This window comes from Amycolatopsis sp. NPDC114478, from assembly GCF_055633805.1.
Genome location: NZ_JBVKDO010000024.1, coordinates 41,267 through 67,215, shown reverse-complemented (window position 1 = coordinate 67,215; position 25,949 = coordinate 41,267). Strand labels below are relative to the sequence as shown.

The following is a 25,949-nucleotide window of genomic DNA, read 5'->3' as shown; positions in this document are numbered from 1 at the left end:
CTTCCCCTGCGCCTACCCACTTCTCCGGCGGCTCAAACTCCCACCGCGCTGACGTTCCCGCGACGTCCTGGTGACGGCCGGCTGCGACGCTGTCCGAGGGTTCCCGCCGCGGGAGGAGAGCCGGCCCATGCCACCGCCGCCACCGAGGGATCGAGCGAAGCTCCCCGCGGTGACGACGGCGCCGGCCACGACTACGCCGGTGGCGCTGAAGGACCGGCCTTCGCGGCCGAAGCCGCCCCCGCTGCCGCTGCCGCCGTCCAACGCCGCGGCCCTGGCGGCGCTGCGAGCCGGTGACAAGAAGCCGCCGGTCGACCCGTCGCGCAAGGAGTCGCAGGACAAGGTCGGCAACGGCGCGGTGGCGGCGGGCCTGGCGCGGGGCCCGGCCACGGACCCGAAGTTCGCGGTGCTGAAGAAGGACGTCGCGCACAAGAAGCACACGGTCGCGCGGTCGCACCCGTCGGCGGGCAAGGAAGCGACGTCGCCGCAGGACGCGTTCGTCAAGGCCGTCGAGAAGGCCATCGCCGAGAAGGCGCCGAAGAACCTCGAAGAGGCCGACGAGTTCGCGGACTCGGGCAAGCCCGCCGAGGTCAAGGCCGAGGTGCAGGGCCAGGTCGGCGAGGGCAAGACGGACTCGGCCGTCGGACAACGAGTGGGTGCTCATCGAGCAGGAGCAGTACCACCAGCTGCGGCTGTACGCGTTGGAGGCCATGGCGAAGCGGCTCACCACGGCGGGCCGCCACGGCGAGGCGGTGGCGGCCGGCCTGGCGGCGGTGCGCGCGGAACCGTTGCGGGAGAGCGCGCACCGCGTGCTGATCGACGCCCACCTCGCGGCCGGCAACCGCGCGGCGGCCCAGCACCAGTACGAGCAGTGCCGCGGGACGTTGCGCGAGGAACTGGGACTGGAACCGTCGGAGTCCCTCCGTCACCTCCTGCCGCACATGACCACGCACTGACGGTGGTTTCCGGGAATGGTCCGGCGAATCATCCGGCGGTTCTTCGCCGAATCACGGTGAATTCGCACGGAATCGGCTCGGCGCTGACGGGATTCGCATTGAATGGGTCTCCACGGCACTCCTCCCTCGTTCGGTGAACCCGTCCACGGTGGCAGCGCACCGGCCGCGGTTCCATCGCTCGCGGGGTGACGGAAACCGCGCGCGGCCTCATCGCGCGGGCGCACCGGGAGGATGATGGCCGGGTGCCACCTGACGACCCGGACGAGCGGGCCCGGCTGCGGGTCGACGCCGAGACGACGCTGATCCTGCGGGAGGCGTTCCACAAGATCGACGCCAACTACCGCGGCGACCACTACGGTCTCTACGACTACGCCCGGGCCGTGATGAGCAAGATCGTTCCGGTGGACCACTTCTACGTCGGCTTCTTCCACGGCGCGAACCGCGTCCGCTACCCGTACGGCTACGACGGCGGCATGTACACCGATCCGGAGTCGCACATCTACGGCCCGCACGGCCAGGCCGCCTGGCTCCTCAAGCACCGCCAGACCTACCGGATGCAGTACGACAACGGCGCCGCGCTCAACGCCGGCGTCGCGTCCGGCGACACCAGCCGCGCGTCGGCCGACGCCGTCACCACGCCGCTGTTCCGCCGCGGCCGCACGGGCGAGCCGGTGGTCTTCGGCATGATGTCCATGCAGAGCTACCGGCCGGACACCTTCGACGACAACTCCGTCCGCGCGTTCGAATGGCTGGCCGATCTGGTCGCCCGCGTGCTGACGACGGAAGCCGAAAACCTCGACGCGCTGCGGCGGCTGCCCGCCGACGCCGCCGGCGTGCCGCCGCTCGTCACCGCCGACCACGTCGTCGAGTTCCTGTCGTCGCGGGTGGCCGACGTCCGGCAGCGGGCCCAGGACGCCCTCGCGAAGCCGGACGCGGACGCGCTGCGCGAGGCCTTGCGGCGCATCGTCACCGACTGCCAGCAGCTGCAGTCGGACCTCGTCGAGCTGACGCTCAACATCGACAACGGGCCCGAGGAACGGTTCCGGTCGCTCACCGCCGCCGAACAGGGCGTCGCGGTGCTGCTCGGCAGCGACCTGCCGAACGAGCGGATCGCCCGCGAGCTGGGCGTCAGTCCGCACACCGTCAAGACGCACGTGCGCAACATCCTGGCCAAGTACCGGATGAGCGGCCGCGCCGCCGTGGCCGAGGACGTCCGCAAGCACCTGGCCCGCTGATCGGGCACGGCCGGTTCCCCCGCGCACCCCCGGTGCCGCCGCGATCTTGCCGCCCGGGCGCGCCGGGCGTTATCCAGGATGTCCCCCGTCGACCGAGGAGCGGCTCGTGAAGAAGATGCTCGCCATCGTCGCCGTCGTCCTGCTCGCGCTCGCCGTCCCCGCGTCCGCGGCCACCGGCAAGAAGGGCGTCAGCGCCAACCCGTACCCCGGTGCCGCCACCGCGCTCGCGGACGTCGGGGCCCGCTGGTTCTACACGTGGGCCGCCGACCCGCAGGGCATCGCGGTCCCGTCCGGCACCGAGTTCGTGCCGATGATCTGGGGCCCGGACTCGGTCACGCAGGACCAGCTCGACCGCGCGAAAGCCGCGGGCAGCACGCTGCTGGCCTTCAACGAACCCGACCTGGCGGGCCAGGCGAGCATGTCCGTGGAGACGGCGCTCGACCTGTGGCCGCGGCTGCAGTCCACCGGCCTGAGGCTGGGCGCGCCCGCGGTGGCGTACGGCGGCGACGTCGCGGGCGGCTGGCTCGACCGCTTCCTGAGCGGCGCGGCCGCGCGCGGCTACCGCGTCGACTTCATCCCGCTGCACTGGTACGGCGGCGACTTCTCGACGGCGGCGACCGGGCAGCTGCAGTCGTACCTGCAGCGGGTGCACGACCGCTACCACCTCCCGATCTGGCTGACCGAGTACGCGCTGATCGACTTCTCCGGCTCGGCCCCGCGCTACCCGTCGTCGGCGCAGCAGACGGACTTCATCACCCGCTCCACGGCGATGCTGGAAGGGCAGTCGTACGTCGAGCGGTACGCGTGGTTCTCGCTGTCGACGTCGACGTCCCCGACCGGGCTGTACTCGGGGACGACACCGAACGCGAGCGGCGTCGCCTACCGGGCGAGGTGACCGCGTTCCTGGACGGTCCACGTGTTGCCGTCCGGGTCGGCGAAGGCGAAGAAGCTCGCGTAGTCGCGCCGGTCCGGATCGACGCCGGGCGCGAAATCCCCTTGCCAGTCCACGGACTTCTTGTGCCGCAGCGCGCCCACCGGCACGCCGCGACCGGCCAGTTCGTCGTGGGCCGCCTCGATGTCGGCGACCACCAGGTAGTGGTCCCGCGCCGAGCCGGGGGCCGCGGCGGTCAGGCCGACGCCGAGCTGGACCGACGCCGCCGACCCCGGCGGGGTCAGCTGGACGACCCGGAAACCCGCGTGCGGCGCGTAGTCGACGTCGAGGCCGAAGCCCACCTGCCCGGTGTAGAACCGCACGGCCCGGTCGACGTCGGCGACCGGCAGCGTGAGCACTTCCAAGCTGAACTCAGACAAGGGGCTCACCCCCGTCGACGCCGAGCGAGACCCCGGTCAAGAACGTACTGCCGAGCGCGAAGACGACGGCTTCGGCGATCTCTTCGGGCCGGCCGACGCGCCGCGCGGGGCTCGTGGCCGCACGCGCGGCGAACAACGCCGCCTTCTTCTCGGCTCCGAGCGCGTCGTAGGCGCCGGTGTCGATCGTGCCGGGCGACACCGCGTTCACCCGGATCGGCGCCAGCTCCACCGCGAGCCCCCGGGTCAGCGCGTCGACCGCGGCGTTCGTCGCCCCGACGGCGAGCATGCCGACGGCGGGCTTGCGCGCCGACGATCCCGAGAAGAACACGAACGAGCCGTCTTCGGGCAGCCGGGGCGCGAAGTGCTTGGCCAGCAACAGCGGACCGAGCACCTTGACGTCGAACGACCGGAGCACGACGTCGTGGGCGAGCTCGCCCACCGCGCCGCGGGCCCGGGCCGACGCCGTCGAGACGACGTGGTCGACCCGGCCGAGCCGCTCGGCCAGCGCGGCGACCGAAGCTTCGTCGGTCAGGTCGACGGTGGCCGCCGTGACGCCCGGATCGTCGTAAGCCGCGGCCAGGGCCGTCTCGTCGCGCCCCGCGACCACGACCGCGGCCCCGGCCTCGCGGACGGCGAGCGTCACCGCGCGGGCGATGCCGCTGCCTCGGCCGACGACCAGCACCGTGCGGTCCTTCAACGCATCCATCTCAGTTCCCCTTCCGGAGCAGCAGCTCGTCCGGGTCCAGGCCGCGGTCGACGCCGTGCGGGGTGACGGTCTGACCCGGCTCGAGGGCCAGCTTGCGGCCGTCGAGGGTCACGTCGACGACGTCCGGCTCGAACGACACGAACCCGGACACCCGCCCGACCTCGGGCCACGCTTCGGGGTACGACCAGGCCGCGCGCTTGCCGGAGCCGATGTCGAAGTAGCCGGCCAGTCCCTTGTACGGGCAGAACGTCTCGCCCTCGACCGGCGTCAGCGCCGTCATGTCGATGTCCTCGCGCGGCACGTACCAGCGGGGCGCGAAGCCGGACTCGTAGAGCACGACCGGGCGCCGGGTCTCGGCGACGACGCGGTCGCCGTCGCGGACGACGAGGTGGCGCGAGGTCTGGCGGATGTCGATGCGGTGGTACGGGTCGGCCGCGTGCCCGACGATCCGCTCGTCCTCCTCGTAGAAGGCGTCCATCGCCCGCCAGGCGAAGGCGACGCGGTCGCGCAGCACGTCCGCGTGCCCGGGGAGGCCGGTGTACCGCCACGCCGCGCGCGGCGCCTGCCGGTCGCCCGCGTGGACGGTGAACCACTCGGCCGGCCCGAGCTCGCGGTGCGTCGTCGTCCGGTTCTCCGCGGCGAGCACGTCGGCGCGGACGTCGGCGAGCGGGAAGTACGCCACCGGGTAGCGGCCGGGCTCGTGCAGCAGGACGACGTCCTCGCTGTCGGCCACCCACTCGTCGCCGAACCGCACGCGCATCCGGCGCCGCAGCGGTTCGGCGAAGAGCAGCCGCTCGGGCAGCGGCTGTTCGACCAGGAAGTGCCCCACCGCTCGCGTGGCCAGTGGTCCTTGCTGCCAGGCCAGTCCCATCTGCCTAACCTTTCTACTCGACTTTGATGGTTAGACATGCAAGCACCGGTGCTGTAACCTGTCAAGGGTGAGTTTGGAGGTTAGGCAGAAGATGACCGACGAGATGCTGCTCCTGGACCTGCTCAACACGACCCCGGTGCGCGACGGCGTCCCCGAGGACGACCTGGCCGACCCGGCGGCGGCCCGGGAGTGGCTCGCCGCCCACGGGCAGCCGGCCACCGGCGACGAGCACCGCGCGCTGCTCGACGCGCGGGCCGCGCTGCAGGGGATCGTGCGCGGCCAGGAGGCGCCGGCGGCCGCGGCCCGGTTCGTCGACGACGTGACCTACCGGGCGGCTTTCGGTGACGACGGCGTCGAGTGGGTCCTCGACGTCCCGGCCGGGAGGTCCGCCGCCGCGCGGGCCGTCCTCGCGTGGGACGCGCTCGCCAAGTCGAGCCCCGGCCGGCTGCGCCCGTGCGCCAACCCGGAGTGCCGGCTGTTCCTGATCGACCACAGCAAGCCCAACAGCGCCCGCTGGTGTTCGATGGCCGTGTGCGGCAACCGGATGAAGGCCCGGCGCCACTACCAGCGCTCCCGCACCGCGGCGGACTGAAGGAGACGACCATGGCCCGGTTGGTGTCACTGAACGTCGGGATGCCGCGGGACGTGCCCTGGGAGGGGCGGACCGTCCACACGGGAATCTTCAAGTACCCGGTCGAGGGGCGCCGGATGGTGCGCCGGCTCAACGTCGACGGCGACGGCCAGGGCGACCTGGGCGGCCACGGCGGCGAGAACCGCGCGGTGCTCGTCTACCAGCGCCAGTCCTACGAACACTGGCGGGACTTCCTCGGCCGCGACGACCTCGAGGACGGCCAGTTCGGCGAGAACTTCACCGTCGACGGCCTGCCCGACGACGAGGTGCACATCGGCGACCGGTACCGGATCGGCGAAGCCGAGTTCGAGGTCACCCAGCCGCGGGTCACGTGCTTCCGCGTCGGCATGCGCCTGGGCGAGCCGCGGATGCCGTCGCTGCTGGTCGCGCACCACCGGCCCGGCTTCTACCTGCGCGTCATCACCGAAGGCCACGTCCGGGCGGGCGACGAGATCGTCCGCACCCGCACCGGCCGCCACGAACTGAGCGTCGCGGACATCGACGCCCTGCTCTACCTGCCGGGGCGCGACCACGACGCGCTCCGCAAGGCCGTCGACATCCCCGCGCTGAGCCCCGGCTGGCAGGCGTCGTTCCGCGACCTCCTCGCGGAGCGGGCCGCTGTCGCACCGAGCGGGTGGCGCGGGTTCCGGCAGCTGCGCGTGGCCCGGGTGGTGCCCGAGAGCACGACGGTCGCGTCGATCCACCTGGCCGCCGACGACGGCGAGCCGCTCCCCCGGCCCGAGCCGGGCCAGTACCTCACGCTGCGCGTCCCCGGCGCGGGCGACCCGGCACCGGTCCGCAGCTACTCGCTGTCGGCGACGCCGTCGGACCGCGAATACCGCATCAGCGTGAAGCGGGACGGCGTGGTCAGCAGCTACCTCCACGAGAAGCTGGCGCCGGGCGCGGTGGTGGAGGTCGCGGCGCCGCGCGGCGACTTCGTCCTGGCCGACGACGACCGGCCGGTGGTCCTGCTGTCGGCGGGCATCGGCGTGACGCCGGTGCTGGCGATGCTGCACGCGCTCGCGGCCGGCCGGAGCCCGCGGCAGGTCTGCTGGGTGCACACCACCCGCACGGCGGCCGAGCACGCGTTCGCGGCCGAGGCCCACCGGCTGGTGGCCAGCCTGCCCCACGGCCGTGAGCACGTCTTCTACACAGCGGAGAGCGGCCGCCTGACGCCCGACAAGCTGTCCACATTGGACCTTCCGGCCGACGGTACCGCCTACCTCTGCGGCCCGGACGCGTTCATGACGGCAATGCGGGAAGCCCTGGTGTCCCTGGGCTTCGACGCGGCCCGTGTCCACAGTGAACTGTTCGGCGGGGTGTCGGCGATCAACCCGGGGCTGACCGGGGTCGTCCGGAAGACGCCGCACGTGCCCGCGGGCGCGGCGGGGACCGGACCGGCGGTGACGTTCGCGCGCAGCGGGCTCACGGTGCCGTGGAGCGAGCGGTACCCGAGCCTGCTGGAGTTCGCGGAGGCGTGCGACGTGCCGACGCGCTGGTCGTGCCGCACCGGCGTGTGTCACACGTGCGTGACACCGGTGCTGTCCGGCCGGGTGGCGTACGCCCCCGAGCCCCTCGAAGCCCCGGCGGCGGGCGAAGCGCTCGTCTGCTGCTCCCGCCCGCGCGAGGACGTCGTCCTGGACCTGTAGAAGTCAGCGGAGGTCGAGCCGCATGAGCCAGCGGACCCGGCGGTCGGCGCGCGCGTCGGTCGGGCGGACGCGCTCGAAGCCCGCCGCCTCGAACAGCGTCGTCGTGCCGACGTGGGCCGCGCTCGACGAGATGCGCTCGCCCTCGGTGTCGACCGGGTAGCCCTCCACCGCCGGCGCACCGCACTCCCGCGCGTAGTCGACCGCGCCCGCGAGCAGGGCCGCGGACACCCCGCTTCGCCGGTAGGGCGCGCGGACCACGAAGCACACGACGCTCCAGACCGGCAGGTCGTCGAGCGGGGGCATCGTCCGCGACCGTTTCAGCCGTTCCATGGTCGAGCGCGGCGAGACACCGCACCACCCGGCGGGCGTCTCGCCGTCGTAGGCGAGCACGCCCGGCGCCGGCTCGTCCGCGCAGAGCCCGCGGACCCGCTCGGCCCGTTGCTCGCCGCGCAACGCGCTGTACTCGGCCGAGGTGATCCGGTAGGCGAGGCACCAGCAGGCGCGGTCGTTCCCGCTGGGGTTGAGGATCGCGGCGACGTCTTCGAAGCGCGTGGCAGGACGGATCGAGAGCATGCAGTCACCGTAGGATCGGATTTCCGACAACGCCACGTCGGTCAGGGGGACCCGCATGGACCGGCTCGTCGGCTCCGGCCGCTACCCCGGGATGACCAAGCTCCACCAGGCGTCCCGCTGGTCGAGCGCCAGCACGCGCTGATCGAGGAGATGCGCGCCCGGGCACCCCGGTTCGTCACCGGCCGGGCCCTGGCCGAGCGCACCGGGACGACGGTGCGCACGATCGAGCGCGACGTCACGCGCCTGCGCGCGGCGGGCATCCCGATCGAGGTCAAGCGCGGCACTGGCGGCGGCTACCGGCCCACGATGCCGACCCGGCTCCCGCCGATGAGCTTCACGCCGTTCGAGGTCGCCGCCCTCGGGCCCTACACCTCCGCGACCGCCTGCAGCGCGTTGGCCAAGCTCGTCACCGCGTTCGGCTGACGATTTGTCGACTCCCGTCACAGAGGCGGGCGGAGACCCGTCAAAGCGGTATGAGGACCCTCTCGACGGCCGCCACCGCCGCGTTCGCAGGTGGTGCGCTGGTCAGCCAGACCGTCATCGTGCCGTCTTGGCGGGCCGCGCCGCCGGAGGTGTTCCTGGCTCGCTTCGCAACTGAAGGGCCGATCACCGGCCTGACGGTCTTCCCGTTCGAACTGGCGTCCCTGATCCTCCTGGGCATCACCACGTACAGCGCCGCGAAGCACCACCGCCCGGCTCGTCTCTGGGCGGCGGCGACCGCGTGCCTCGCCGGGACCTTCGCGCTGCTGCTCTACTTCGTCCCCGCCAACTCCGCGATGCTCGACCCCGCGTTCCCACCCGGCGAAGTCGCCTCCGCGCTGGCGACGTGGAACGCGGTGAACTGGGTCCGCACCGGCCTGGCCCTCGCCGGCGCGACCCTGGCCGCCATCGCCCGACTCAGGTCGGATGTCCCCGGTGATCACCAGGCCTACTCTGGATCCAGCTGAACGGCACCGGGAGGCGTCGTGGACCTGGAACTGCGCCACCTGCGCGCCCTAGTGACCGTCGCCGACACACGAAGCCTCACCCGCGCCGCCCGCGTACTGCACGTCTCGCAACCCGCGCTGTCCGGGCTGCTGCGCCGCGTCGAACGGATCGTCGGCGGGGCGCTGTTCGTCCGCTCCCCCACCGGGTGCGTGCCCACCCGGCTCGGCGCCGACGTCGTCGCCGAGGCGCGGACCGTGCTCGCCGGCGTGTCCGCGCTGACCGAACGGCTCGGCGAACAGCGCGCGCCCACCGGGCCGCTGCGCGTCGGCGGCTACTGCGGCTTCTTGCACCTCGCCGTGTCGCGGTGGCTGCGCGACCGGCCGTGGAGCCACGGCGTGAGCGTCCAGGAAGACCAGGACGAGACGGCCACCCTGCACCGGCTCGCCACCGGCGCCCTCGACCTGGCGCTCGTCTACCTGCCGCCGCTCCCCGATCCCGTTGTGCCGGAGGGCGTCGAGAGCCTCGTCGTGCACCCGCGCGAACCGGTGTTCGTGATCCTCGCGCCCGACCACCCGCTCGCCGGCGCGCGGGAAGTCCCGTTCGCCGGCCTCGGCGAGCACCCGTGGGCCGACGACGCGCCGGGCACGACGCGCTGGTCGGCGTACCTGCAGCGCGTCTGCCGCCGCCACGGCGTCGCGCTCGACCAGCCGCACCGGCCGCAGTGCCTGGCGACGCTGCTGGACCTCGTCCGCGCGGGCATGGCCGTCGCGCCGGCGCTCGCGACGCGCGAAGACCGCCCGGCGAGCATCGCCGTGCGCGCGATCGAAGGCGCGCCGCTGTGGCAGGAGCTGCGGCTCTGCTACCGGCCGGGCACCCCGGTCGCGGCGCACGCCGAGGAGATCCACGCCGCCGTCGTCGCGAGCTACGCCGGCCGGCGGGGCTGCAGCGCCGCGTTCGACACCTGGTGGCACGAACGCGGCCGCGAGCTGCTGCTCACACAGTGACCCGCCAGGTGCTGTTTGGCGCCGGGACTTCGAAGCGCAGCGTCGAGCAGTCGTAGTCGGCCGGCCGCGGGTTCGCGGTCGGGCTCAGCGGCGAGTTGGTCGGCGACGCGTTCACCCAGTTCCCGGCGACGCGCAGCTGCAGCGAGCTGGACTCGAACACCGCGCCGCGGGCGTCGGAGCAGTAGTACGCGTTGCCCGTCGCGGGGTTGCGCGTCGAGTAGAGCTCGAAGATGTCCCAGCCTTCGTCCAGCGAGCTCTGGTCGCTGCCGCTCTGGGTGAACAGCGTGTCCCACGCGCCGGTCTTGACGTTGCGCAGCGACGCCGTCCAGCTGTTGGCCGTCGCGTTGGTCCGGACCTCCCGCACGGTGTAGGCGGGATGCCCGTCCACGGTGCTGGTGTAGGTGGCGAGGAAAGCGCTGTCGATCGGCACGACCTTGGCGGGTGACACCGAACGGCACCAGTCCCACGCCCAGACCTGCGCGGCCTCGCCGAGGCCGTAGGCGGTGACGACCTCGACGCACGAGTGCCCGGTGGGTTTCATCGTCGGCGCGTAGACGACGTCGTCGCTGTTCGAGATGCGCAGGGACGGCGTGACGCTCTGGGTGACGACCAGCCCGTCCGCGCTGGTGGCGAGCTGGGGTTCGGGACCCCAGAAGGTGTGCCGCTGCGCGACGGCTTTCCCTTGCCGCAGCTGGAGGAACCGGTCGGCCATCGGCCCGGCGGCGGCCTTCGCGGCGGCGCCGGTGAGGCCGGGCACGGTCCCCGCCGCGGACGCCGGCCCCGCCACCGCGGTCAGGGTCACGACGGCACAGCACAGGACGGCAAGCAGTTTCCGCATCGGCGCGTCTCCTCGTCCTCGGCGGACGAGGACCGCCCGCGGGACCCGGAGGCTAAGCCGCGATTTCCGTTGCCTGGCACCGACTTTCGGCGGGTGCCCGCGATCGCGGCAGGTCGGCGCGGGTATGCGATCCGCGGCACGGCGGTGTTATGCCGCCGTCCGGCCCAGGCGACCGCGAGCTCAGCAATCGACGAACGTGACGGTTTCCGCGAGCGGCGCGCGGCCGGTGCGGGAGCGGTCCGCCGCGGGGTCCTCGTACCCGATCGACATGCCGCAGAAGAGCAGGAGCTCCGCCGGCGGCGCCACGATCTCCGCGACGGTCCGGTGGAACTTGGCCCACGCCATCTGCGGGCAGCTGTGCAGCCCTTCGGCGCGCAGCAGCAGCATGACGGTCTGCAGGAACATGCCGGCGTCGGACCACTGGGGCCGGCACAGGCCGCGGTCGAGGTAGCAGAACAAGGCGGCGGGCGCGCCGAAGCCGTCCCAGTTCCCGGCCGCCGCCCGCTGGCGCGCCTCCAAGTCGTCACGCGCGATGCCGAGCGCGCCGTACCGCTGTTCACCGAAAGCGGCTCGGCGCTCGCGGTACGGGGACCGCAGCGCGGACGGGTACATCTCGTACTCCGGCTCGTCCCAGGGATCGCCGGCGGCCAGGCGCTCACCGGCCCGCTTCTTGAGGTCGGCCAGCGGCGCGCCGGTCACCACGAAAGCGTGCCAGGGCTGGAGGTTCGATCCCGACGGCGCGTGGACGGCCGCGGCCAGCACGCGCTCCAGCACCGCCCGCGGCACCGGCCGGTCGCTGAAGGACCGCACCGCCCGGCGGCTCATGACCGCTTCGTAGACGTCCAGCACCGTGCTCACCCCACTTCGTTACGAGTGAGAACGTATCATTCGATACTGTTGCCTGGCCACACGAATGTCGGCGAAGTCTCAGTGCGGGACTTCTCAGTCTCGGCCAGGATGGGCGAGCCGGGTCAGCAGATCCGTCAACCGGGCGGTTTCTTCGGCGTCCAGGTCGGCGACCAGCCGGTCGGCCACCGGCTCGGCCCGCAGGTGCGCCGCGTCGAAGAGTTCCACGCCCCGGGGGGTGATCTCGACGGCCCGCACCCGCCGGTCCCCCGGCACGGCCTTGCGCACGGCCAGCCCCAGCCGTTCCAGGTCGTCGACGACCCGCATGATCCCGGCCTTGTCGGAGCCGGCCGCGTCCGCGAGGTCCCGCTGCATGGTGGGCCCGCGGTCGGCCAGCACGATCAGCACGGCGAAGTGCCGCAGCTCGATCCCGAGCGGCCGCAGCGCCTCGGTCATCACGGCGGCGGCGCGCCAGTGCGCCCGGCGCAGCAGCAGGCCGAGCGCGAACGGCGAGACGTCCCCGGGGCGGTCGGTCGCCCGCGGGGCACTGGTCCTGCGAGGAGCGTCGGCCACGGGCCCACACTATCCGCCGCGGCGAACACCGGCGGTTATTGGCTGGTCCCGTCGCAGGTGCCCGGTCCGAAGCGCTTGATCGCGACGATGCGCGTCAGCGCGACCGGCACCGGCGGACCGGATCCGGTGAGCACCGTCGTATAGACCGTTATACGCGTCAACTGCACGAGTGGTGGCGTTCCGCAGACCGGCGTCGAGACGGCGGCGAGCGCCACGGGTTCGTCGGAAGTTCAGGTTCGCTGCCCCGCAGGGCAGCCGGCGCCTCCGATGCAGTGGACGTAGAGCAGTCCGGCGGCCCCCACCACGGCCAGCCGTCCGGTCATCGTCTTCGCGTGCTTCCTCGGAATGTGAACCGCCCCCTCGCCCATTCACATCAGTTGGTGAACTCGGCCGCGATCGTAAACTGACGTGACCGACGCGGTCAACGGTAGACTCGCGCCATGCCGGAGGAGATCGCCGTGGGGACGCTGTCGGCGAAGCTGAATCACCTGTTCGGGGTCGTGCGCCCCGCCGACGGTGACGAGTACACCTTCGACGAGGTCGCCGAATCGATCCGCGCGCAGGGCGGCCCCACGATTTCCGCGACCTACCTGTGGCAGCTGCGCAAGGGCCTGCGCGACAACCCGACCAAGCGGCACCTCGAAGCGCTCGCGGCGTTCTTCGGCGTGCCCCCGGCGTACTTCTTCGACGACGCGGAAGCGGAGCGCATCGACGCGGAGCTGACGCTGCTCAGCGCGCTGCGCGACGCACCGGTCCGGCAGATCGCCCTTCGCGCGCGCGGGTTGTCGGCGAAGAGCCTCGAAGCGATCAGCGACATGGTCGACCGGGTCCGCGAGCTCGAGGGCCTCCCCGAACCGGCGAGCGACGCCGAACGATGAGCTCGCGCGGGCGGCGCCGGCTGCGGCACCGGTTCACCGCGGTGCTGCGGGACCTGAACCTGCCGGCCACGTTCGACGTCCGGGAGCTGTGCGCGGCACTGGGCGAGCGACGCGGCCGCCCGATCCGGCTGCTGGCGCTGCCCGGGCTGTCGGAGGTGTGCGGCCTGTGGATCGCGACGCCGACGACGGACCTGATCGCGTACGAGAAGCACACGAGCGCACCGCACCAGGACCACATCGTGCTGCACGAGATCGGCCACCTGCTGTGCGACCACTACCCGGCGACGCTCACCCCGGCCGAGCAGGCCCACGTGCTGCTCCCGAGCCTGGACCCGGCGATGGTCCGGAGGGTCTTGGGGCGCGCGGGGTATTCGAGTGCGGAGGAGCGGGAGGCGGAGCTGTTCGCGTCGATGCTGGGCCAGCAAACGGGTTTCGCCCACCACGGCGACTCGGCGGCGGACAGGCTGCGCTCAGCCCTGGAAGACGGCGGCGACCGTGGGTGAAATCGTCCGCCGCTACGGCCCGGCCGTCCTTGCCTGGGCCCTCCTGCTCTGGCTTCGGCCGAGCCCCGCTCCCGGCCGCCGGCTCGTGCGGTTCTGCGTCTTCGGCCTCGCCGTCTCGCAAACCGCGCTCACCCCCGCCGTCCGCGGATTCACCCGCGCGGTCGGCGCGACCAACGTCGAACTGCTCGTCGCCCACCTCGCCATGGTCGGCGCGGTCTGGGCCGGCGCCCAGCTCCTGCTCACCGTGCACGGACTCCGCGAAAGCGCCCGCCGCCACACCGCCTGGGCCGCGACCGGCGGCGCCGTGATGACCACGTTCTTCGTCCTGGCGCCCAACATGATGCCGCAGTCGCCGTTCGTCATGGAGTACTGCATCGCCTACGCGGTCGCGCTCCTGCCCGAGCTCGCGGTCATCGCCGGGCTGTGCCTGCAGGACGCGCGCCGCACCGCCGACCGGATCGTGCGCGCCGGCTTCGGCCTGGTCGTCGCCGGAGTCGTCGCCGCGGCCGCCTACATGGTGATCCGGACCGTCATCGCCAGCACCGCCCGCGCTCCCTTCACCTTCGAGTACGGCCGGGGTTTCCTGCTGAGCAAGGCCCTCCCCACCGGGGCCCACGTGCTCGTGCTGGTCGGCGTCGGCATCCCCGCGGCCGTCGGCTGGCTGCGCCGCCACCGCCAGTACCGCCGGCTCGGCCCGCTCTGGCTCGCCCTCTACCGCGCCGAGCCGGAGATCGCGCTCGAACCGCCGCGCACCACGCTGTTCCCGACGCGGCTGCACCTCTACCGCCGGGTCATCGAGATCCGCGACGGCCTGCTCGCCATCCGCCCCTACCGCACCGGCTCCGCCACCGGCGAACACCAGGAGGCCGCCGAAATCGCCGCCGCCCTGCACGCCCGCGAAGAGGGCAAGCCACCGCGCGCGACCGACTCGACCGTCCAAGGTGGACAGGACCTCGGCAGCGACACCGAGTACCTCTGCCGCGTCGCCGACGCCTACCGCGAGCTCACGCGCTGATCACGCCACCGGCGGCGTCCCGTGCGTGTGGAACGACTCGATCGTCTTCAACCCCCACGCCTGCCCCTTCGCGCGCTCGGCCTCGGTCCAGGTGACCGGCTCCCAGTCCGGCGCGAAGATCAGCCGCCCGGTCGGGTTGCACAGCTCGATCCGGTTGCCGCCGGGTTCGTAGAGGTAGAGGAAGAACGTCTGCTGGATCGCGTGCTTGTGCGGCCCGGTCTCGATGTGGACGTCGTTGTCGAGCGCGATGTCCGCCGCGCGCAGGATGTCCTCGCGCGTGTCGGTCGCGAACGCGATGTGGTGCAGCCGGCCGTTCGACTTCGTCCAGTCGTTCGTGTAGACGAGGTCGTACGACTTCTGCGCGAAGTGCGTCCACTGCCCCGAAATCACGCCGCTGTCGAGCCGGATCTCTTCGGTGACCCGGCCACCCAGCGCGTCGCAGACGAACCGGCCGTTGACCTCGGCCTCCCGCGCCAGGTAGTTGACGTGGTCGAGGCGCCGGACGCCGACCCCGCGCCCCGGGTACGCCTGCGCCTGGTTCTTCAGCGCGGGCCGCAGGTGCTCGGGCGGCCGGTAGCGCTCGGTTTCCCAGTAGATCTCGAGCTCGTGGCCGTCCGGGTCGCGGAACAGGTAGGTCGCGCCGATCCCGGTGTCGCCGTCGACCCAGCCGACTCCGAGCCCGCGCTCCTCGAGGGCGACGACACGCCGCTTGAGGGCCTCTTCGCTGGACGTGCGCAACGCCGTCCGCCCGACCCCGGACGTCTTCGCCGCGGTCAGCTTCAGGCTGTGGTGCTCGTAGTCGTCCCAGGTGCGCAGGTAGACGGAGTCGCCGTCGGTGCCGTTCTCGGTGAGCCCGAGCACGCGGACGAAGAAGTCGAGGCTCTTCTCCGGCTCCGGGGTCAGCAGCTCGACGTGACCGAGGTGCGCGATTTCGTGACGCGGCGAGGGGTCGGACATGAGCGGGTCTCCTCAGGGGCGCGGGAAAACGGTGCCGTCGAACAGCTTCCGCGCGGTGCGGATCACGGTCGACCGGCGGACGCGGGAGCCGTCGAACTCGATCGCCACGGCGAGCTTGCCGCTCGGGTGCTCGATCTCGATGGGCTCGCCCGCCGCGGGTTTCCGGAGCAGCTCGGCCCCGACTGCGCCTTCGAGCAGCAACGCCGTCACGACGCTGACCCCGCCGAGCACGCCGATCGACGGGTGCTGCTTGACCGGGATGAACGTGCGGGTGGCGATGGCGCCGCCGTCGCGGGGCGCGGAAACCAGCGTCGTCTTGGGGACGGACGAGCCGCGGACGTCGCCGAGGCCCATGAGCTTCCCGGCTTCGATGCGCAAGGCGTCGATCCGGTCGGCGAGCCCCGGTTCCCCGCCGAGGTCTTCGGCACGCGCGACGACGACCGGCATCCCGTTGTCCACACAGGACACCGCGATGCCGCCGATGTCGTCGCGGACGTTGCCGGTGGGCAGCAGGCTGCCGCAGACGGACCCTTCCGTCTCGGTGAAGTCCAGTTCGACCGGCGCCGCGGTGCCGGGGACGCCAGAAATGGCCGTGTCGCCGCTGTAGTCGACTTCGCCGCCGGGGGTGGCGAACGTCGAGACGGCGATGGTGCCGGTGTTGACCAGCCGCACGCGCACGGTGGTGCGCTCGGGGCCGGCGGGCACGAGCCCGCGTTCGACGGCGAACTGCCCGACGCCGGCCAGCAGGTTGCCGCAGGTCTGCCGATCGGAGACGGTGGGCTCTTCGACGCCGAGCTGCAGGAACAGGTAGTCGATGTCGTGGTCCGGTCCGTCCGCTTCGGACACGATGGCGACCTTGCTGGTGACCGGCTGGGCCCCGCCGAGACCGTCGATCTGGCGCGGGTCGGGGGTGCCCATTATCCGCATCAGGAGGTCGTCGCGGGCCGACGGGTCCGCGGGGAGGTCCTCGGCGAGGAAGTAGGCGCCCTTGGAGGTGCCGCCCCGCAGGAGCATGCAGCGCACGCCGGTCATGACTGCTCCTTCTCGTACTCCTCGGCCGTCAGGTACCGGACGCCGAGGGCTTCGAGCTTCTCGCGCAGCCCGTAGCGGTCCAGGCCGAGCTGCCCCTGAGCGAACGCTTCCCGCGCGGCGGCCTCCTTTTCCAGCCGGGCCCGCGAGGCGTCGAGTCCGGTTTGGACATCCTCGCGGCGCACGCGCAGGACGCCGTCGTCGTCGGCGAGGACGGCGTCGCCCGGGCGGATGACCTGCCCGCCGATGACGACGGGAACGTTGACGGCGCCGGCGGTCGCCTTGACGGTGCCTTGCGCGCTGACGGAGGCCGACCAGACGGGGAAGCCGAGCGCGCGCAGGTCGCTGACGTCGCGGACGCCGGCGTTGATGACGAGGCCCCGCACGCCCCGGTAGCGCAGCGCAGTGGCGAAGAGTTCGCCGAAGAGCCCGTCACGGCAAGGGGAAGTGGTGGTGACGACGAGGACATCGCCTTCGCGGCACTGCTCGACGGCGGCGTGGATCATGAGGTTGTCCCCGGGCCAGCAGAGCGCGGTGACGGCGGTGCCGCCGATCCGGGCGCCGTCCTGGATCGGGCGGAGGTCCGGACCGAGCAGCCCGGAGCGCCCGAGAGCCTCGTGGACGGTGGCGACGCCGTAGTCGGCCAGCTGCGCGACTTGCCGCAGGTCGGCCCGCGGCGGATCGGTGACGATGACGGGCTTCATACGGCTTACGGTACGGTTCGGTAGACGAAATTGTCAACAATCTTGGCGCCAGTACCGGCTCGAAGGAAGAATCCATCCGCACGACCCGTCACGGCCGCAGGTGCGACACCTCCGCGGCATCGGCCGCCTTGAGCGCCTCGATCACGCTCGCCAGGTGCACCCGTGCCGCCTCCGCCGCCCGCTCCGCGTCGTGCGCGCAGATCGCGTCGATGATCGCCAGGTGCTCCGGGAGCGACACCTGCGGCCGTCCCGGGCGCATCGCCAACCTGAACTGGTGGCGGACACTCTGCCCCCGCAGCCGCTCCAGCACCTGCGCCGCCGTGTGCTGGCCGCTGATCTCGCGCACCCTGCGGTGCAGCCGCTGGTTGAGCCCCGAGTACCCCACCACGTCGCCGCCCGCCACCGCCTGGCGCATCAGCTCGCCGAGCTCTTTCAGCTCACCGACCTCGGCGTCCGAAACACGCTCCGCCGCCTTCGCCGCGCACAGCGACTCCAGCATCATGCGGACCTCGGAGATCTCGACGGCCTCCTCCAGCGACACCGCCCGCACGCGCGCGCCGCGGTTCTGCACCCGCTCGACGAGTCCCTCGTTCGTCAGCTCGATCAGGGCCGCGCGCACCGTCGCGCGGCTCGCGGCGAACTGGCCGGACAGGTCCGCCTCCACCAGCCGCTGGTTGGGCACGAACTCGCCGCGGACGATCGCGTCGCGGATGGCCGCCACCACGGAACGCTCCCCCGGCTGCCGGTCCGCAGCACTCTCGGTCATACCCCGACCCCGTCTGTCGACGACTTTTGTTGACAATTTTGTCTAGCACATCGTGTACTCGATCGTAGCTTGTGGAGAGGATTCTGCTATGCCCGGAACCATCGCGGTACTAGGCCTCGGCGAGGCGGGCAGCGCGCTCGCCCGCGATCTGGCCGCCGCCGGAGCCGTCGTACGGGGCTACGACCCGGTCGTTTCCGCCGTCGAGGGAGTCGTTGCCACGGGCTCGGAAGCCGAAGCCGCCGAGGGCGCCGACCTGGTGCTCAGCGTGAACAGCGCGCACGCGGCCGTCGACGCGCTCGAGGCCGGGCTGGGCGGCCTGAAGGCCGGCGCCGCCTGGGCCGACCTGAACACCGCCTCCCCCGGCACCAAGCGCGAGCTCGCCGGTATCGCGGCCGGACACGGCGTGCCGTTCGCCGACGTCGCGATCATGGCGCCGGTGCCGGGGCGCGGCCTGCGCGTCCCGATGCTCGCCACCGGTGTCGCCGCCGAGGCCGTCGCCGATGCACTGAACACGTTCGGCGCCGCGGTCGGGATCATGACCGGCGACGCCGGCCTCGCCGCCGAGCGCAAGCTGCTGCGCAGCGTGTTCTTCAAGGGCATGTCGGCCGCCGTGGTCGAAGCGCTCCAAGCCGCCCGCGCCGCGGGCTGCGAAGACTGGCTGCGCAAGATCATCGTCGACGAGCTCACCGCGGCGAACGCGGCCACCGTCGACCGGCTCGTCGACGGCTCGTACCGGCACGCCGTCCGCCGCACCGCCGAGATGGCGGCGGCCGCCGAGATGCTGGCCGAACTGGACGTGCGCAACGACGTCGCCGGCGCGGCTCGCGACCAGCTCGCACACCTGGCCCGGCGTGGCCGGAGCTGACGCTCGTCCAGTCGCCGGGCTGGCGCTCGGTGCACTGGATGAGGCGTGCGCGCCGGAGCCGGCCGCAGACCGGCGCGCATCTCGACTCGGTCAATCTCGTCGTAGATATTGTCAACAATTTCATCGACGATTAGTGTGCGAGTATCGAAGCCCGGAAGCGACGAGGAACCACGTTGATCATCGACTGCCACGGCCACTACACCACCGCCCCGCCCGCGCTCGCGGCGTGGCGCGACCAGCAGATCGCGGCCCTGACCGGCGACGCCGCCGCGCCCACGCCGGCGGACCTGCGGATCAGCGACGACGAACTGCGCGAGACGATCGAGCCGAACCAGCTGCGCCTGATGGACGAACGCGGCATCGACCTCACGATCTTCTCGCCGCGCGCGTCGTTCATGGCCCACCACGTCGGCGGTTTCGAGACCTCCGCCGAGTGGGCGGCGATCTGCAACGAGCTCTGCCACCGCGTCAGCACGCTCTACCCCGAGCGGTTCGCCCCCGCCGCGATGCTCCCGCAGTCGCCGGGCGTCGACCCCGCCACCTGCCTGCCCGAGCTGACCCGCTGCGTCGAGGAGTACGGCGCCGTCGCGCTGAACCTCAACCCCGACCCCAGCGGCGGCCACTGGACGGCGCCGCCGCTCACCGACCGGTCGTGGTACCCGGTCTACGAAAAGATGGTCGAGTACGACATCCCGGCCATGGTGCACGTCAGCACCAGCGTGAACCCGGCGTTCCACACCACCGGCGCGCACTACCTCAACGCCGACACGACCGCGTTCATGCAGCTCGTGCAGGGCGACCTGTTCACCGACTTCCCGACGCTGCGGCTGGTCATCCCGCACGGCGGCGGCGCGGTGCCCTACCACTGGGGCCGGTTCCGCGGCCTCGCGATGGCGCTCGGCAAGCCCGAGCTGGAAGACCACCTGCTGAACAACGTCTTCTTCGACACCTGCGTCTACCACCAGCCGGGGTCGGACCTGCTCTTCGACGTCATCCCGGCGCGCAACATCCTGTTCGCGTCCGAGATGATCGGCGCCGTCCGCAGCGTCGACCCGCGCACCGGCCACCACTTCGACGACACCCGGCGGTACGCCGAGTCCGCGAAACTGTCCGAAGAGGACTGGGCCGCGATCCGCGAGCACAACGCCCGCGCCGTCTACCCGCGCCTGGACACCCTCCTCAAAGGACAGGGCCGGTGACGGCGCCCCAGACGCCGGGCTGGCTGGACTGGTACGCCGGTCCGTCCACACCGGACTTCCGGCTGCCCGAGGGCACTGTGGACGCCCACTGCCACGTGTTCGGCCCGCAGAACGAGTTCCCGTTCGCGCCCGAACGCAAGTACACGCCGTGCGACGCAAGCAAGGACCAGCTGTTCGCTCTGCGGGACCACCTCGGCGTCACGCGGAACGTCATCGTGCAGGCCACCTGCCACGGCGCGGACAACTCGGCCATGGTCGACGCGGTGCGGGCGGCGGACGGCCGGGCGCGCGGGATCGCGACCGTCCGGCCCGACGTCGGCGACGGAGAACTGCGCCACCTCGACGCGGCCGGCGTGCGCGGAGTGCGGTTCAACTTCGTCAAACGGCTCGTCGACGCCTCGCCCAAAGAGGACCTGAGCACCATCGCGAAGAAGATCGCGCCGCTCGGCTGGCACGTGGTGCTCTACTTCGAAGCCGCCGACCTGCCCGAGCTCGAGGACTTCTTCGGCGAGCTGCCCGTGCCGCTGGTGATCGACCACATGGGACGCCCGGACGTCACGAAACCTGTGCACGGCCCCGAATTCGCACGCTTCCTGGCGTTCGCCGACCGCAACGACGTCCACGTGAAGGTGAGCTGCCCCGAGCGCCTCACCGTCACCGGCCCACCGGCCGTCGACGGCGAACGGCACGCGTACACCGACGTCGTGCCCTTCGCCCGCCGCGTGGTCACGGAGTTCCCGGACCGCGTGCTGTGGGGCACCGACTGGCCGCACCCGAACCTGAAGAACCACATGCCCGACGACGGCCTGCTCGTCGACTACGTCCCGCACATCGCGGAAACGCACGAGCTGCGGCGGAAGCTGCTCGTCGACAACCCGATGCGCCTCTACTGGCCCGGCGAAACCGCCTGAAACCCCCGAAGGGCATGCAATGCAGCACGCCAACGCGCTCAACCGGCTGAACCGACTGCCGATTTCGCGCTTCCACAAGGTCACCCTGCTGGCCGTCTCGTTCGCCTACTTCTTCGAGTTCGCGGACATCAACAGCTTCGCCACCACCGCGCCCAAGCTGATCAAGCTCTGGGGCGTGACGGTCGACCAGGTCGCCTACGTGACCTCGCTGTCGTTCGTCGGGATGTTCTTCGGCTCGGTCATCGCGAGCAAGCTCGCCGACCGCTGGGGCCGGAAGAACGCGCTGGTGTGGACCACCGTGTGGTTCGGCGTGTTCTCGTTCGCGGCGGTGTTCTCGTGGGACATCGTGTCGCTCGGGGTGTTCCGCATCCTGACCTCGGCCGGGCTCTCGGCGATGACCGTCGTCGCGGTCATCTACGTCAGCGAGCTGTACCCGGCGGCCAGCCGCGGCAAGTACCAGGCCTACGCGATCGTGATCGGCATCTGCGGCACGCCGGTGACCAACCTGATCGCGAGCGCGGTCGTGCCGATCAACTCCTGGTCGTGGCGGCTGGTGTACCTGTGGGGCGCGCTCGGCGTGCTGCTGGTGCTGTTCACGCGGCAGCTGAAGGAGTCGCCGCGCTGGTACGAAAGCCGCGGCGAGCACGCCAAGGCGGACGCGGTGCTGCGGGAGATCGAAGAGCGCGTCGCGGCGGAGAAGGGCCCGCTGCCCGAGCCGGCGCCGCCGATCGACGAGGCACCGGTGGCCAAGGCGCCGCTGCGGTTGCTGCTGAAGAAGAAGTACCTGATGCCGACGTTGCTGCTGACGGTCCTGTGGGTGACACAGACGATCGGCTTCTTCGGCTACTCGAGCTGGGCACCGACGCTGCTGGCGAAGGAGGGCTTCAGCGTCGAGAAGTCGGTGTTCTACGTGGCGCTGACGACGGTGGGCGCGCCGCTGGGCTCGTACCTGGCGGCCCTGGTGACGGACCGCTTCGAGCGCAAGTGGTGCCTGGTCGCGTTCGGCGCGGTGATCGCGCTGTGCGGCCTCTTCTACGGGCTGACGTTCAACCCGGTCCTCATCGTGGTGTTCGGCTTCCTGGTGAACCTGTTCGAGCGGGGCTACACGGCGCTGGGGTACGCGTACTCGCCGGAGCTGTTCGACACACGGGGCCGGTCACTGGGGACAGGCGTGTCGTACGGGCTCGGCCGGCTGTCCAACGCGGTGGGCCCGCTGATCGTGGCCGGCTTGTACAACGGGAGCGGGTACCAGAGCGTGTTCCTGTTCATCGCGGGGACGTGGCTGGTGGGCGCGGTGGTACTGGCGGTGTTCGGCCCGAAGACCCGCGCGGCGCGGCTGCAGGCGACTCCCGAGACCAGGCCGGCCGGAGTCTGAGCCTGGTCCATCAAACCTGTTTGATGTATTTTACGGGGATGACGCTGCCCGCGTTCGTCCGGCTGGCCGCCCACCCCCTGCGCTGGGCGCTGCTGAAAGCGCTGGCCGGGAGCGATCTCCGGGTGCGCGAACTGACCGAGCGGGTCGGGCAGCCGCAGAACCTGGTCTCCTACCACCTGCGGCTGCTGCGTGACGGCGGGCTCGTGACCGCCACGCGCAGCAGCTTCGACGGGCGGGACAGCTACTACCACCTCGACCTCGACGCCTGCGGGGCCGCGCTCGCCGAGACCGGTGCGGCGCTGCACGCCGCGTTGCGCCGGGAACCCGCCCCGGCGACCTACGAGCGGATCGCCGTGCTCTTCATCTGCACCGGCAACAGCGCCCGCTCCCCCATCGCCGAAGCCCTGCTTCGCCGGCGCACCGGCGGCAACATCACCGTCGCCAGCGCCGGTACGCGTCCGAAAGGCGCGCTGCACCCCGATACGCTCCGGGTGCTGCGCGACGACTTCGACCTCGACCTCGGCGGCCAGCGGCCCCGCTCCCTCGACGCTGTCGCCGGACGGCGGTTCGACCACGTCGTCACCTTGTGCGACAAGGCCCGCGAGGTCTTCCCCGAGTTCCCGAGCCGCCGCCACTGGAGCGTCGCCGAGCCCGCGGGGTACGCCGCGTTCCGGCGGACGGCGGCGGAGATCGACGTCCGCGTCCGGCACCTGCTGCCGGATCTCGTTGTGGCGCAAGGCAAGGAGGCCCAGCCGTGACCGAGGAGTACGCCAGCGTCCGGTACGTCGTCGACGACGTCCCGGCGGCCCTCGACTTCTATACCACCCACCTCGGCTTCACCGTCCGCATGAGCGCGGGGCCCGCGTTCGCCGACGTCGTCCGCGGGCCGCTGCGGCTGCTGCTCTCCGGGCCCGCCAGCTCCGGCGCCCGCGCCACCCCCGCCGACGCCGCGGCCGCCGGGCGCAACCGGATCCACCTCGTCGTCCCCGACCTCGACGCCGAAATCGCGCGGCTGAGCGAAGAAGGCCTCGCCTTCCGCGGCGACATCGTCGCCGGTCCCGGCGGGCGGCAGATCCTGCTGGCCGACCCCGCAGGCAACCTCGTCGAACTGTTCGAGTCCGCCCGTTAAGCCGTGAGCGCGGCGCGGCCGTCGTCGAAGCTGCGCAGCGCCGCACCGACCGCGGCGGCCACCGTGACCTCGAAGACCTCGTCCTCGCCGCACCCGGCGGCGAGCAGGCGCCGGACGTCGTCGTCACGCACCCGGTGGGACGCGTCGCGGACCAGCGCCACGTACTCGACCCACGGCGAGGGCAATCCCGAACCCGTGCCGGCCGCCCGCCGCAGCTCGGGACTCGTGTGGGCGGGCTGTTCGAAGACGCTCTCTCGGAGGTCGGCCGGGCCGTCGGCGAGCAGGAAGCCGGGGAACCGGTAGCCGGCGCGGTGCAGCGCCCGCGTCCCCGTCTTCAGCTGCCCCTCGAGCAACTCGAAGCCGAACGCGTTCGCGAGCCGGTTGACGATGTTCCACACCAGGTTGACGTCCAGCGCTTCCGAGACGGCGTGCGCGGGCAGGTCGCGCACCACCGCCGGGTCGAGGTCGGCGTCGCGCGAGACGTCCTCGACAAACCGCTGCACGGCAAGCAGTTCCGGCCGGGGTTCCAGTTCGCCGTCGCCCGCGATCCGCACCAGTTCCGCGTGCGTGACCACGCAGAACGGGCACTCGTGCACCCGCGCCGTGCTCATCGCGAGGTGTTCGCGCTCGGCCGCCGTCCAGTACGACTCGCCGCGCATCGCGGGCGCGGTCAGCTCCAGCAGCGGCCGGGTCAGGAACCCGGGCCGGTAGAGCAGCAGCTTGACGATGTCCGGGCTCGGGACGCCGGAGAGCTTGCCCGTGACGGCCATGAAGACCCGGGCCCGGCGCCGGTGGCCGGTGTCCAAGACGGACAGTCGCATCAGGACTCCAGTTCACGCAGGCGGCGGTCGAGGAAACGGTGGTCGGCCGGGGCTTCGGCCAGTTCGCGGGCCCGCCGGTACGCGGCGACGGCGTCCGCGGGACGGCCGAGGCGGCGCAGCAGGTCCGCGCGGGCGGCGTGCCAGAGGTGGTAGCGGTCGAGCCCGTCGATCGCCTCGACCAGTGCCAGGCCGGGCTCGGGACCGGACGCCATCGCGACGGCCACGGCGTGGTTGAGCGCGACCACGGGTGACGGCGCGAGCGTCCGCAGCTGGGCGTAGAGCGCGGCGATGCGCGTCCAGTCGGTGTCGGCCGCGACGCGGGCCTGCGCGTGCTGGGCCGCGATGGCCGCCTGCAGCTGGTACTGCCCGACCGTCCCGTGGCGCAGCGCCCGCCCGAGCACGCCGAGCGCCTCGGCGATCTCGGCGTGGTCCCACCGCGCGCGGTCCTGGTCTTCGAGCAGGACGACGTCGCCGTCGGGCGTGTAGCGGGCGGCCGAGCGCGAGTCCTGCAGCAGGAGCAGCGCGACCAGGCCGAGCGCCTCCGGCTCGTCGGGCATCAGCGCGGCCAGCAGTTTCGCCAGCCGGATCGCCTCGCGCCGCAGCTCGGCCGGCTCGTCCCGGCCGGACGGCGACGTGTAGCCCCGGGTGAAGACGAGGTAGATCACCGCGAGGACGCCGGCGAGGCGGTCCGGCAGCAGGTGGTCCGGCGGGACGCTCAGCGAGATGCCGGCGTCGCGGATCTTGCGTTTCGCCCGCACGAGCCGCTGCGCCAGCGCGGGCTCGGCGACGAGGAACAGCCGCGCGATCTGGGCGGCGGTCAGGCCCGCGACCGCCTGCAGCGTCAGCGCGACCCGGGCGTCTTCGGCCAGGGCCGGGTGGCAGCAGGTGAAGAGCAGGCTCAGCCGGTCGTCGCCGACCTCGGCGAGCCGGTCGTCAGGAAGGTGCACCGCGGTCACCCCGCTTTCCCCGGCCGCGACCTCGGCCAGCTTGGCCCTGCCGACGCGGGCCCGGCGGATCCGGTCGACGGCGCTGTTGCGCGCCGCGGTCAGCAGCCAGGCCGCGGGGTCGTCCGGGACCGTGGCGTCCCACGTCCGCAGCGCCCGCGCGACCGCGTCCTGCAGCGCGTCTTCGGCGAGCTCGAAGTCGCCGAGCACCCGGACCAGCGCGGCGAGCAGCCGGGCGCGGTCCGCGCGGTAGACGCGTTCGACGGCGTCCGCCGCCCGGTCAGCCACGGGCGGCGCGGTGGTCCAGCCCGGGCACGCCGGCGACCGGGCGGACCTCGATCGAGCCCTGCGCGGCCATCGGGCACAGCGCGGCCAGCTCGAGGGCTTCGTCGAGGTCGCGGCAGTCGAAGACGTACACGCCGCCGAGGTGCTCGTGGGTTTCGGCGAAGGGCCCGTCGGTGATGAGGGTCCGGCCCTCCTGCACGGTCACCGTCGTCGCGGTGTGCTCACCCTGCAGCGGGTGGCCGGAGACGAAGACCCCGCGGCGGCGGCATTCGTCGGCGAACGCGTTGACGGCGGCCAGCGCGTCCTCGAACCCGGGGTCGCCCGGCTCGGGCCGGTCGCAGTTGTAGATCAGCAGCATGTAGAGCACGCGCGCTCCTTCGTCCGGCGTCGGTCGAAGAGGATGACGAACAGGACGACGGTAACTCGACAGACCACGCGGGACCCGTCGAAA

At 72.3% G+C, this 25,949-nt stretch carries 33 protein-coding genes; 17 read left to right on the top strand and 16 right to left on the bottom strand.

What is annotated here, in order from left to right; all coding sequences use genetic code 11:
* Positions 1–12: 12 nt before the first annotated feature.
* Positions 13–576 carry a hypothetical protein gene (locus tag ACZ7OH_RS42985; RefSeq protein ID WP_470286179.1) on the bottom strand — a complete coding sequence of 188 codons (564 nt, stop codon included), beginning with the start codon at positions 574–576 and terminating at the stop codon, positions 13–15.
* A gap of 77 nt (positions 577–653) precedes the next feature.
* Here ACZ7OH_RS42985 and ACZ7OH_RS42980 point away from each other — a divergent pair, with 77 nt between their 5' ends.
* The 3 genes from ACZ7OH_RS42980 (at position 654) to ACZ7OH_RS42970 (ending at position 3,083) form a co-directional block, all read left to right on the top strand.
* Positions 654–953, top strand: a complete 300-nt coding sequence (locus tag ACZ7OH_RS42980) for an AfsR/SARP family transcriptional regulator (protein WP_470286178.1) — start codon at positions 654–656, stop codon at positions 951–953.
* Positions 954–1,195: 242 nt separating this feature from the next.
* Positions 1,196–2,188, top strand: a complete 993-nt coding sequence (locus tag ACZ7OH_RS42975; RefSeq protein WP_470286177.1) for a LuxR C-terminal-related transcriptional regulator — start codon at positions 1,196–1,198, stop codon at positions 2,186–2,188.
* Positions 2,189–2,303: 115 nt separating this feature from the next.
* On the top strand, positions 2,304–3,083 hold the full coding sequence (locus ACZ7OH_RS42970; protein ID WP_470286242.1) for a glycoside hydrolase family protein: 780 nt from the start codon (positions 2,304–2,306) through the stop codon (positions 3,081–3,083).
* Here ACZ7OH_RS42970 and ACZ7OH_RS42965 read toward each other — a convergent pair.
* The 3 genes from ACZ7OH_RS42965 to ACZ7OH_RS42955 are packed head-to-tail and all read right to left on the bottom strand — an operon-like array spanning position 3,068 to position 5,076.
* A complete protein-coding gene (locus tag ACZ7OH_RS42965; protein ID WP_470286176.1) occupies positions 3,068–3,508 on the bottom strand; it encodes a VOC family protein in 441 nt (146 codons plus the stop codon). The two genes, ACZ7OH_RS42970 and ACZ7OH_RS42965, sit on opposite strands and share 16 nt — an antisense overlap.
* Positions 3,492–4,205: an SDR family oxidoreductase gene (locus tag ACZ7OH_RS42960; protein WP_470286175.1), complete on the bottom strand. Its 714-nt coding sequence runs from the start codon at positions 4,203–4,205 to the stop codon at positions 3,492–3,494. Before ACZ7OH_RS42960 ends, ACZ7OH_RS42965 begins: the two co-directional genes overlap by 17 nt.
* Before the next feature lies 1 nt (position 4,206).
* Entirely contained in the window at positions 4,207–5,076 is an 870-nt protein-coding gene (locus ACZ7OH_RS42955; protein ID WP_470286174.1) for a DUF427 domain-containing protein, read from the bottom strand.
* Positions 5,077–5,143: 67 nt separating this feature from the next.
* On the opposite strand from ACZ7OH_RS42955, the gene ACZ7OH_RS42950 reads away from it, so the two are divergent.
* Both ACZ7OH_RS42950 and ACZ7OH_RS42945 read left to right on the top strand, forming a co-directional pair.
* Positions 5,144–5,668, top strand: a complete 525-nt coding sequence (locus ACZ7OH_RS42950) for a CGNR zinc finger domain-containing protein (protein ID WP_470286173.1) — start codon at positions 5,144–5,146, stop codon at positions 5,666–5,668.
* Between the two features lie 11 nt (positions 5,669–5,679).
* Positions 5,680–7,356, top strand: a complete 1,677-nt coding sequence (locus ACZ7OH_RS42945; protein WP_470286172.1) for an MOSC domain-containing protein — start codon at positions 5,680–5,682, stop codon at positions 7,354–7,356.
* Positions 7,357–7,359: 3 nt separating this feature from the next.
* Here the strand turns inward: ACZ7OH_RS42945 and ACZ7OH_RS42940 are convergent, their stop codons facing one another.
* Positions 7,360–7,929, bottom strand: a complete 570-nt coding sequence (locus tag ACZ7OH_RS42940) for a GNAT family N-acetyltransferase (protein ID WP_470286171.1) — start codon at positions 7,927–7,929, stop codon at positions 7,360–7,362.
* A gap of 150 nt (positions 7,930–8,079) precedes the next feature.
* Between ACZ7OH_RS42940 and ACZ7OH_RS42935 the strand changes: the two genes are divergently transcribed.
* Genes ACZ7OH_RS42935 through ACZ7OH_RS42925 form a run of 3 tightly spaced genes read left to right on the top strand, consistent with a single transcriptional unit; the run spans position 8,080 to position 9,860 of the window.
* Positions 8,080–8,352 carry a helix-turn-helix transcriptional regulator gene (locus ACZ7OH_RS42935; RefSeq protein WP_470286170.1) on the top strand — a complete coding sequence of 91 codons (273 nt, stop codon included), beginning with the start codon at positions 8,080–8,082 and terminating at the stop codon, positions 8,350–8,352.
* 50 nt (positions 8,353–8,402) lie between these two features.
* Positions 8,403–8,876, top strand: coding sequence for an anthrone oxygenase family protein (locus ACZ7OH_RS42930; protein WP_470286169.1), 474 nt, complete (start codon positions 8,403–8,405; stop codon positions 8,874–8,876).
* A gap of 18 nt (positions 8,877–8,894) precedes the next feature.
* Positions 8,895–9,860 (top strand): LysR family transcriptional regulator, encoded by a 966-nt coding sequence (locus ACZ7OH_RS42925; protein ID WP_470286168.1) that lies wholly within the window; start codon positions 8,895–8,897, stop codon positions 9,858–9,860.
* Here ACZ7OH_RS42925 and ACZ7OH_RS42920 read toward each other — a convergent pair.
* The 4 genes from ACZ7OH_RS42920 to ACZ7OH_RS42905 form a co-directional block, all read right to left on the bottom strand.
* Positions 9,850–10,698, bottom strand: a complete 849-nt coding sequence (locus ACZ7OH_RS42920; protein ID WP_470286167.1) for a carbohydrate-binding protein — start codon at positions 10,696–10,698, stop codon at positions 9,850–9,852. The genes ACZ7OH_RS42925 and ACZ7OH_RS42920 overlap by 11 nt on opposite strands.
* 180 nt (positions 10,699–10,878) lie before the next feature.
* Positions 10,879–11,544 carry a nitroreductase gene (locus ACZ7OH_RS42915; RefSeq protein WP_470286241.1) on the bottom strand — a complete coding sequence of 222 codons (666 nt, stop codon included), beginning with the start codon at positions 11,542–11,544 and terminating at the stop codon, positions 10,879–10,881.
* Between the two features lie 96 nt (positions 11,545–11,640).
* A complete protein-coding gene (locus ACZ7OH_RS42910; protein WP_470286166.1) occupies positions 11,641–12,117 on the bottom strand; it encodes a MarR family winged helix-turn-helix transcriptional regulator in 477 nt (158 codons plus the stop codon).
* Positions 12,118–12,152: 35 nt separating this feature from the next.
* On the bottom strand, positions 12,153–12,332 hold the full coding sequence (locus tag ACZ7OH_RS42905) for a hypothetical protein (RefSeq protein ID WP_470286165.1): 180 nt from the start codon (positions 12,330–12,332) through the stop codon (positions 12,153–12,155).
* A gap of 225 nt (positions 12,333–12,557) precedes the next feature.
* On the opposite strand from ACZ7OH_RS42905, the gene ACZ7OH_RS42900 reads away from it, so the two are divergent.
* Genes ACZ7OH_RS42900 through ACZ7OH_RS42890 form a run of 3 tightly spaced genes read left to right on the top strand, consistent with a single transcriptional unit; the run spans position 12,558 to position 14,513 of the window.
* A complete protein-coding gene (locus ACZ7OH_RS42900; protein ID WP_400891959.1) occupies positions 12,558–12,995 on the top strand; it encodes a helix-turn-helix domain-containing protein in 438 nt (145 codons plus the stop codon).
* The gene (locus ACZ7OH_RS42895) at positions 12,992–13,498 is read left to right on the top strand and encodes a hypothetical protein (RefSeq protein WP_470286164.1); all 507 of its coding nucleotides are present in this window, start codon (positions 12,992–12,994) and stop codon (positions 13,496–13,498) included. The genes ACZ7OH_RS42900 and ACZ7OH_RS42895 overlap by 4 nt, the downstream gene beginning before the upstream one ends.
* Complete coding sequence (locus ACZ7OH_RS42890; protein WP_470286163.1) at positions 13,491–14,513, top strand: MAB_1171c family putative transporter; 1,023 nt, start codon at positions 13,491–13,493, stop codon at positions 14,511–14,513. Before ACZ7OH_RS42895 ends, ACZ7OH_RS42890 begins: the two co-directional genes overlap by 8 nt.
* Here ACZ7OH_RS42890 and ACZ7OH_RS42885 read toward each other — a convergent pair whose 3' ends face one another.
* The 4 genes from ACZ7OH_RS42885 to ACZ7OH_RS42870 form a co-directional block, all read right to left on the bottom strand.
* Positions 14,514–15,470: a catechol 2,3-dioxygenase gene (locus ACZ7OH_RS42885; protein WP_470286162.1), complete on the bottom strand. Its 957-nt coding sequence runs from the start codon at positions 15,468–15,470 to the stop codon at positions 14,514–14,516.
* Positions 15,471–15,482: 12 nt separating this feature from the next.
* Positions 15,483–16,502 (bottom strand): 4-oxalomesaconate tautomerase, encoded by a 1,020-nt coding sequence (locus tag ACZ7OH_RS42880; RefSeq protein WP_470286161.1) that lies wholly within the window; start codon positions 16,500–16,502, stop codon positions 15,483–15,485.
* Positions 16,499–17,203, bottom strand: coding sequence for a 4-carboxy-4-hydroxy-2-oxoadipate aldolase/oxaloacetate decarboxylase (locus ACZ7OH_RS42875; RefSeq protein ID WP_470286160.1), 705 nt, complete (start codon positions 17,201–17,203; stop codon positions 16,499–16,501). Before ACZ7OH_RS42875 ends, ACZ7OH_RS42880 begins: the two co-directional genes overlap by 4 nt.
* Positions 17,204–17,291: 88 nt before the next feature.
* Positions 17,292–17,969, bottom strand: coding sequence for a GntR family transcriptional regulator (locus ACZ7OH_RS42870; protein ID WP_470286159.1), 678 nt, complete (start codon positions 17,967–17,969; stop codon positions 17,292–17,294).
* Positions 17,970–18,057: 88 nt separating this feature from the next.
* Between ACZ7OH_RS42870 and ACZ7OH_RS42865 the strand changes: the two genes are divergently transcribed.
* The 6 genes from ACZ7OH_RS42865 to ACZ7OH_RS42840 all read left to right on the top strand — a co-directional run bounded on the left by ACZ7OH_RS42865 (position 18,058) and on the right by ACZ7OH_RS42840 (position 23,448).
* Positions 18,058–18,834 (top strand): DUF1932 domain-containing protein, encoded by a 777-nt coding sequence (locus tag ACZ7OH_RS42865; RefSeq protein WP_470286158.1) that lies wholly within the window; start codon positions 18,058–18,060, stop codon positions 18,832–18,834.
* Between the two features lie 173 nt (positions 18,835–19,007).
* Positions 19,008–20,033, top strand: coding sequence for an amidohydrolase family protein (locus ACZ7OH_RS42860; protein ID WP_470286157.1), 1,026 nt, complete (start codon positions 19,008–19,010; stop codon positions 20,031–20,033).
* Positions 20,030–20,944, top strand: a complete 915-nt coding sequence (locus ACZ7OH_RS42855) for an amidohydrolase family protein (RefSeq protein WP_470286156.1) — start codon at positions 20,030–20,032, stop codon at positions 20,942–20,944. Before ACZ7OH_RS42860 ends, ACZ7OH_RS42855 begins: the two co-directional genes overlap by 4 nt.
* 19 nt (positions 20,945–20,963) lie before the next feature.
* On the top strand, positions 20,964–22,319 hold the full coding sequence (locus tag ACZ7OH_RS42850) for an MFS transporter (protein ID WP_470286155.1): 1,356 nt from the start codon (positions 20,964–20,966) through the stop codon (positions 22,317–22,319).
* 38 nt (positions 22,320–22,357) lie between these two features.
* Positions 22,358–23,077: an arsenate reductase/protein-tyrosine-phosphatase family protein gene (locus ACZ7OH_RS42845; RefSeq protein WP_470286154.1), complete on the top strand. Its 720-nt coding sequence runs from the start codon at positions 22,358–22,360 to the stop codon at positions 23,075–23,077.
* Positions 23,074–23,448 (top strand): VOC family protein, encoded by a 375-nt coding sequence (locus ACZ7OH_RS42840; RefSeq protein ID WP_470286153.1) that lies wholly within the window; start codon positions 23,074–23,076, stop codon positions 23,446–23,448. Before ACZ7OH_RS42845 ends, ACZ7OH_RS42840 begins: the two co-directional genes overlap by 4 nt.
* Here the strand turns inward: ACZ7OH_RS42840 and ACZ7OH_RS42835 are convergent.
* Genes ACZ7OH_RS42835 through ACZ7OH_RS42825 form a run of 3 tightly spaced genes read right to left on the bottom strand, consistent with a single transcriptional unit; the run spans position 23,445 to position 25,856 of the window.
* Positions 23,445–24,269 carry a carboxymuconolactone decarboxylase family protein gene (locus tag ACZ7OH_RS42835; RefSeq protein WP_470286152.1) on the bottom strand — a complete coding sequence of 275 codons (825 nt, stop codon included), beginning with the start codon at positions 24,267–24,269 and terminating at the stop codon, positions 23,445–23,447. The two genes, ACZ7OH_RS42840 and ACZ7OH_RS42835, sit on opposite strands and share 4 nt — an antisense overlap.
* Positions 24,269–25,501, bottom strand: a complete 1,233-nt coding sequence (locus ACZ7OH_RS42830) for an RNA polymerase sigma factor (protein WP_470286151.1) — start codon at positions 25,499–25,501, stop codon at positions 24,269–24,271. Before ACZ7OH_RS42830 ends, ACZ7OH_RS42835 begins: the two co-directional genes overlap by 1 nt.
* Positions 25,494–25,856 carry a YciI family protein gene (locus tag ACZ7OH_RS42825; protein WP_470286240.1) on the bottom strand — a complete coding sequence of 121 codons (363 nt, stop codon included), beginning with the start codon at positions 25,854–25,856 and terminating at the stop codon, positions 25,494–25,496. Before ACZ7OH_RS42825 ends, ACZ7OH_RS42830 begins: the two co-directional genes overlap by 8 nt.
* Between the last annotated feature and the right edge of the window lie 93 nt (positions 25,857–25,949).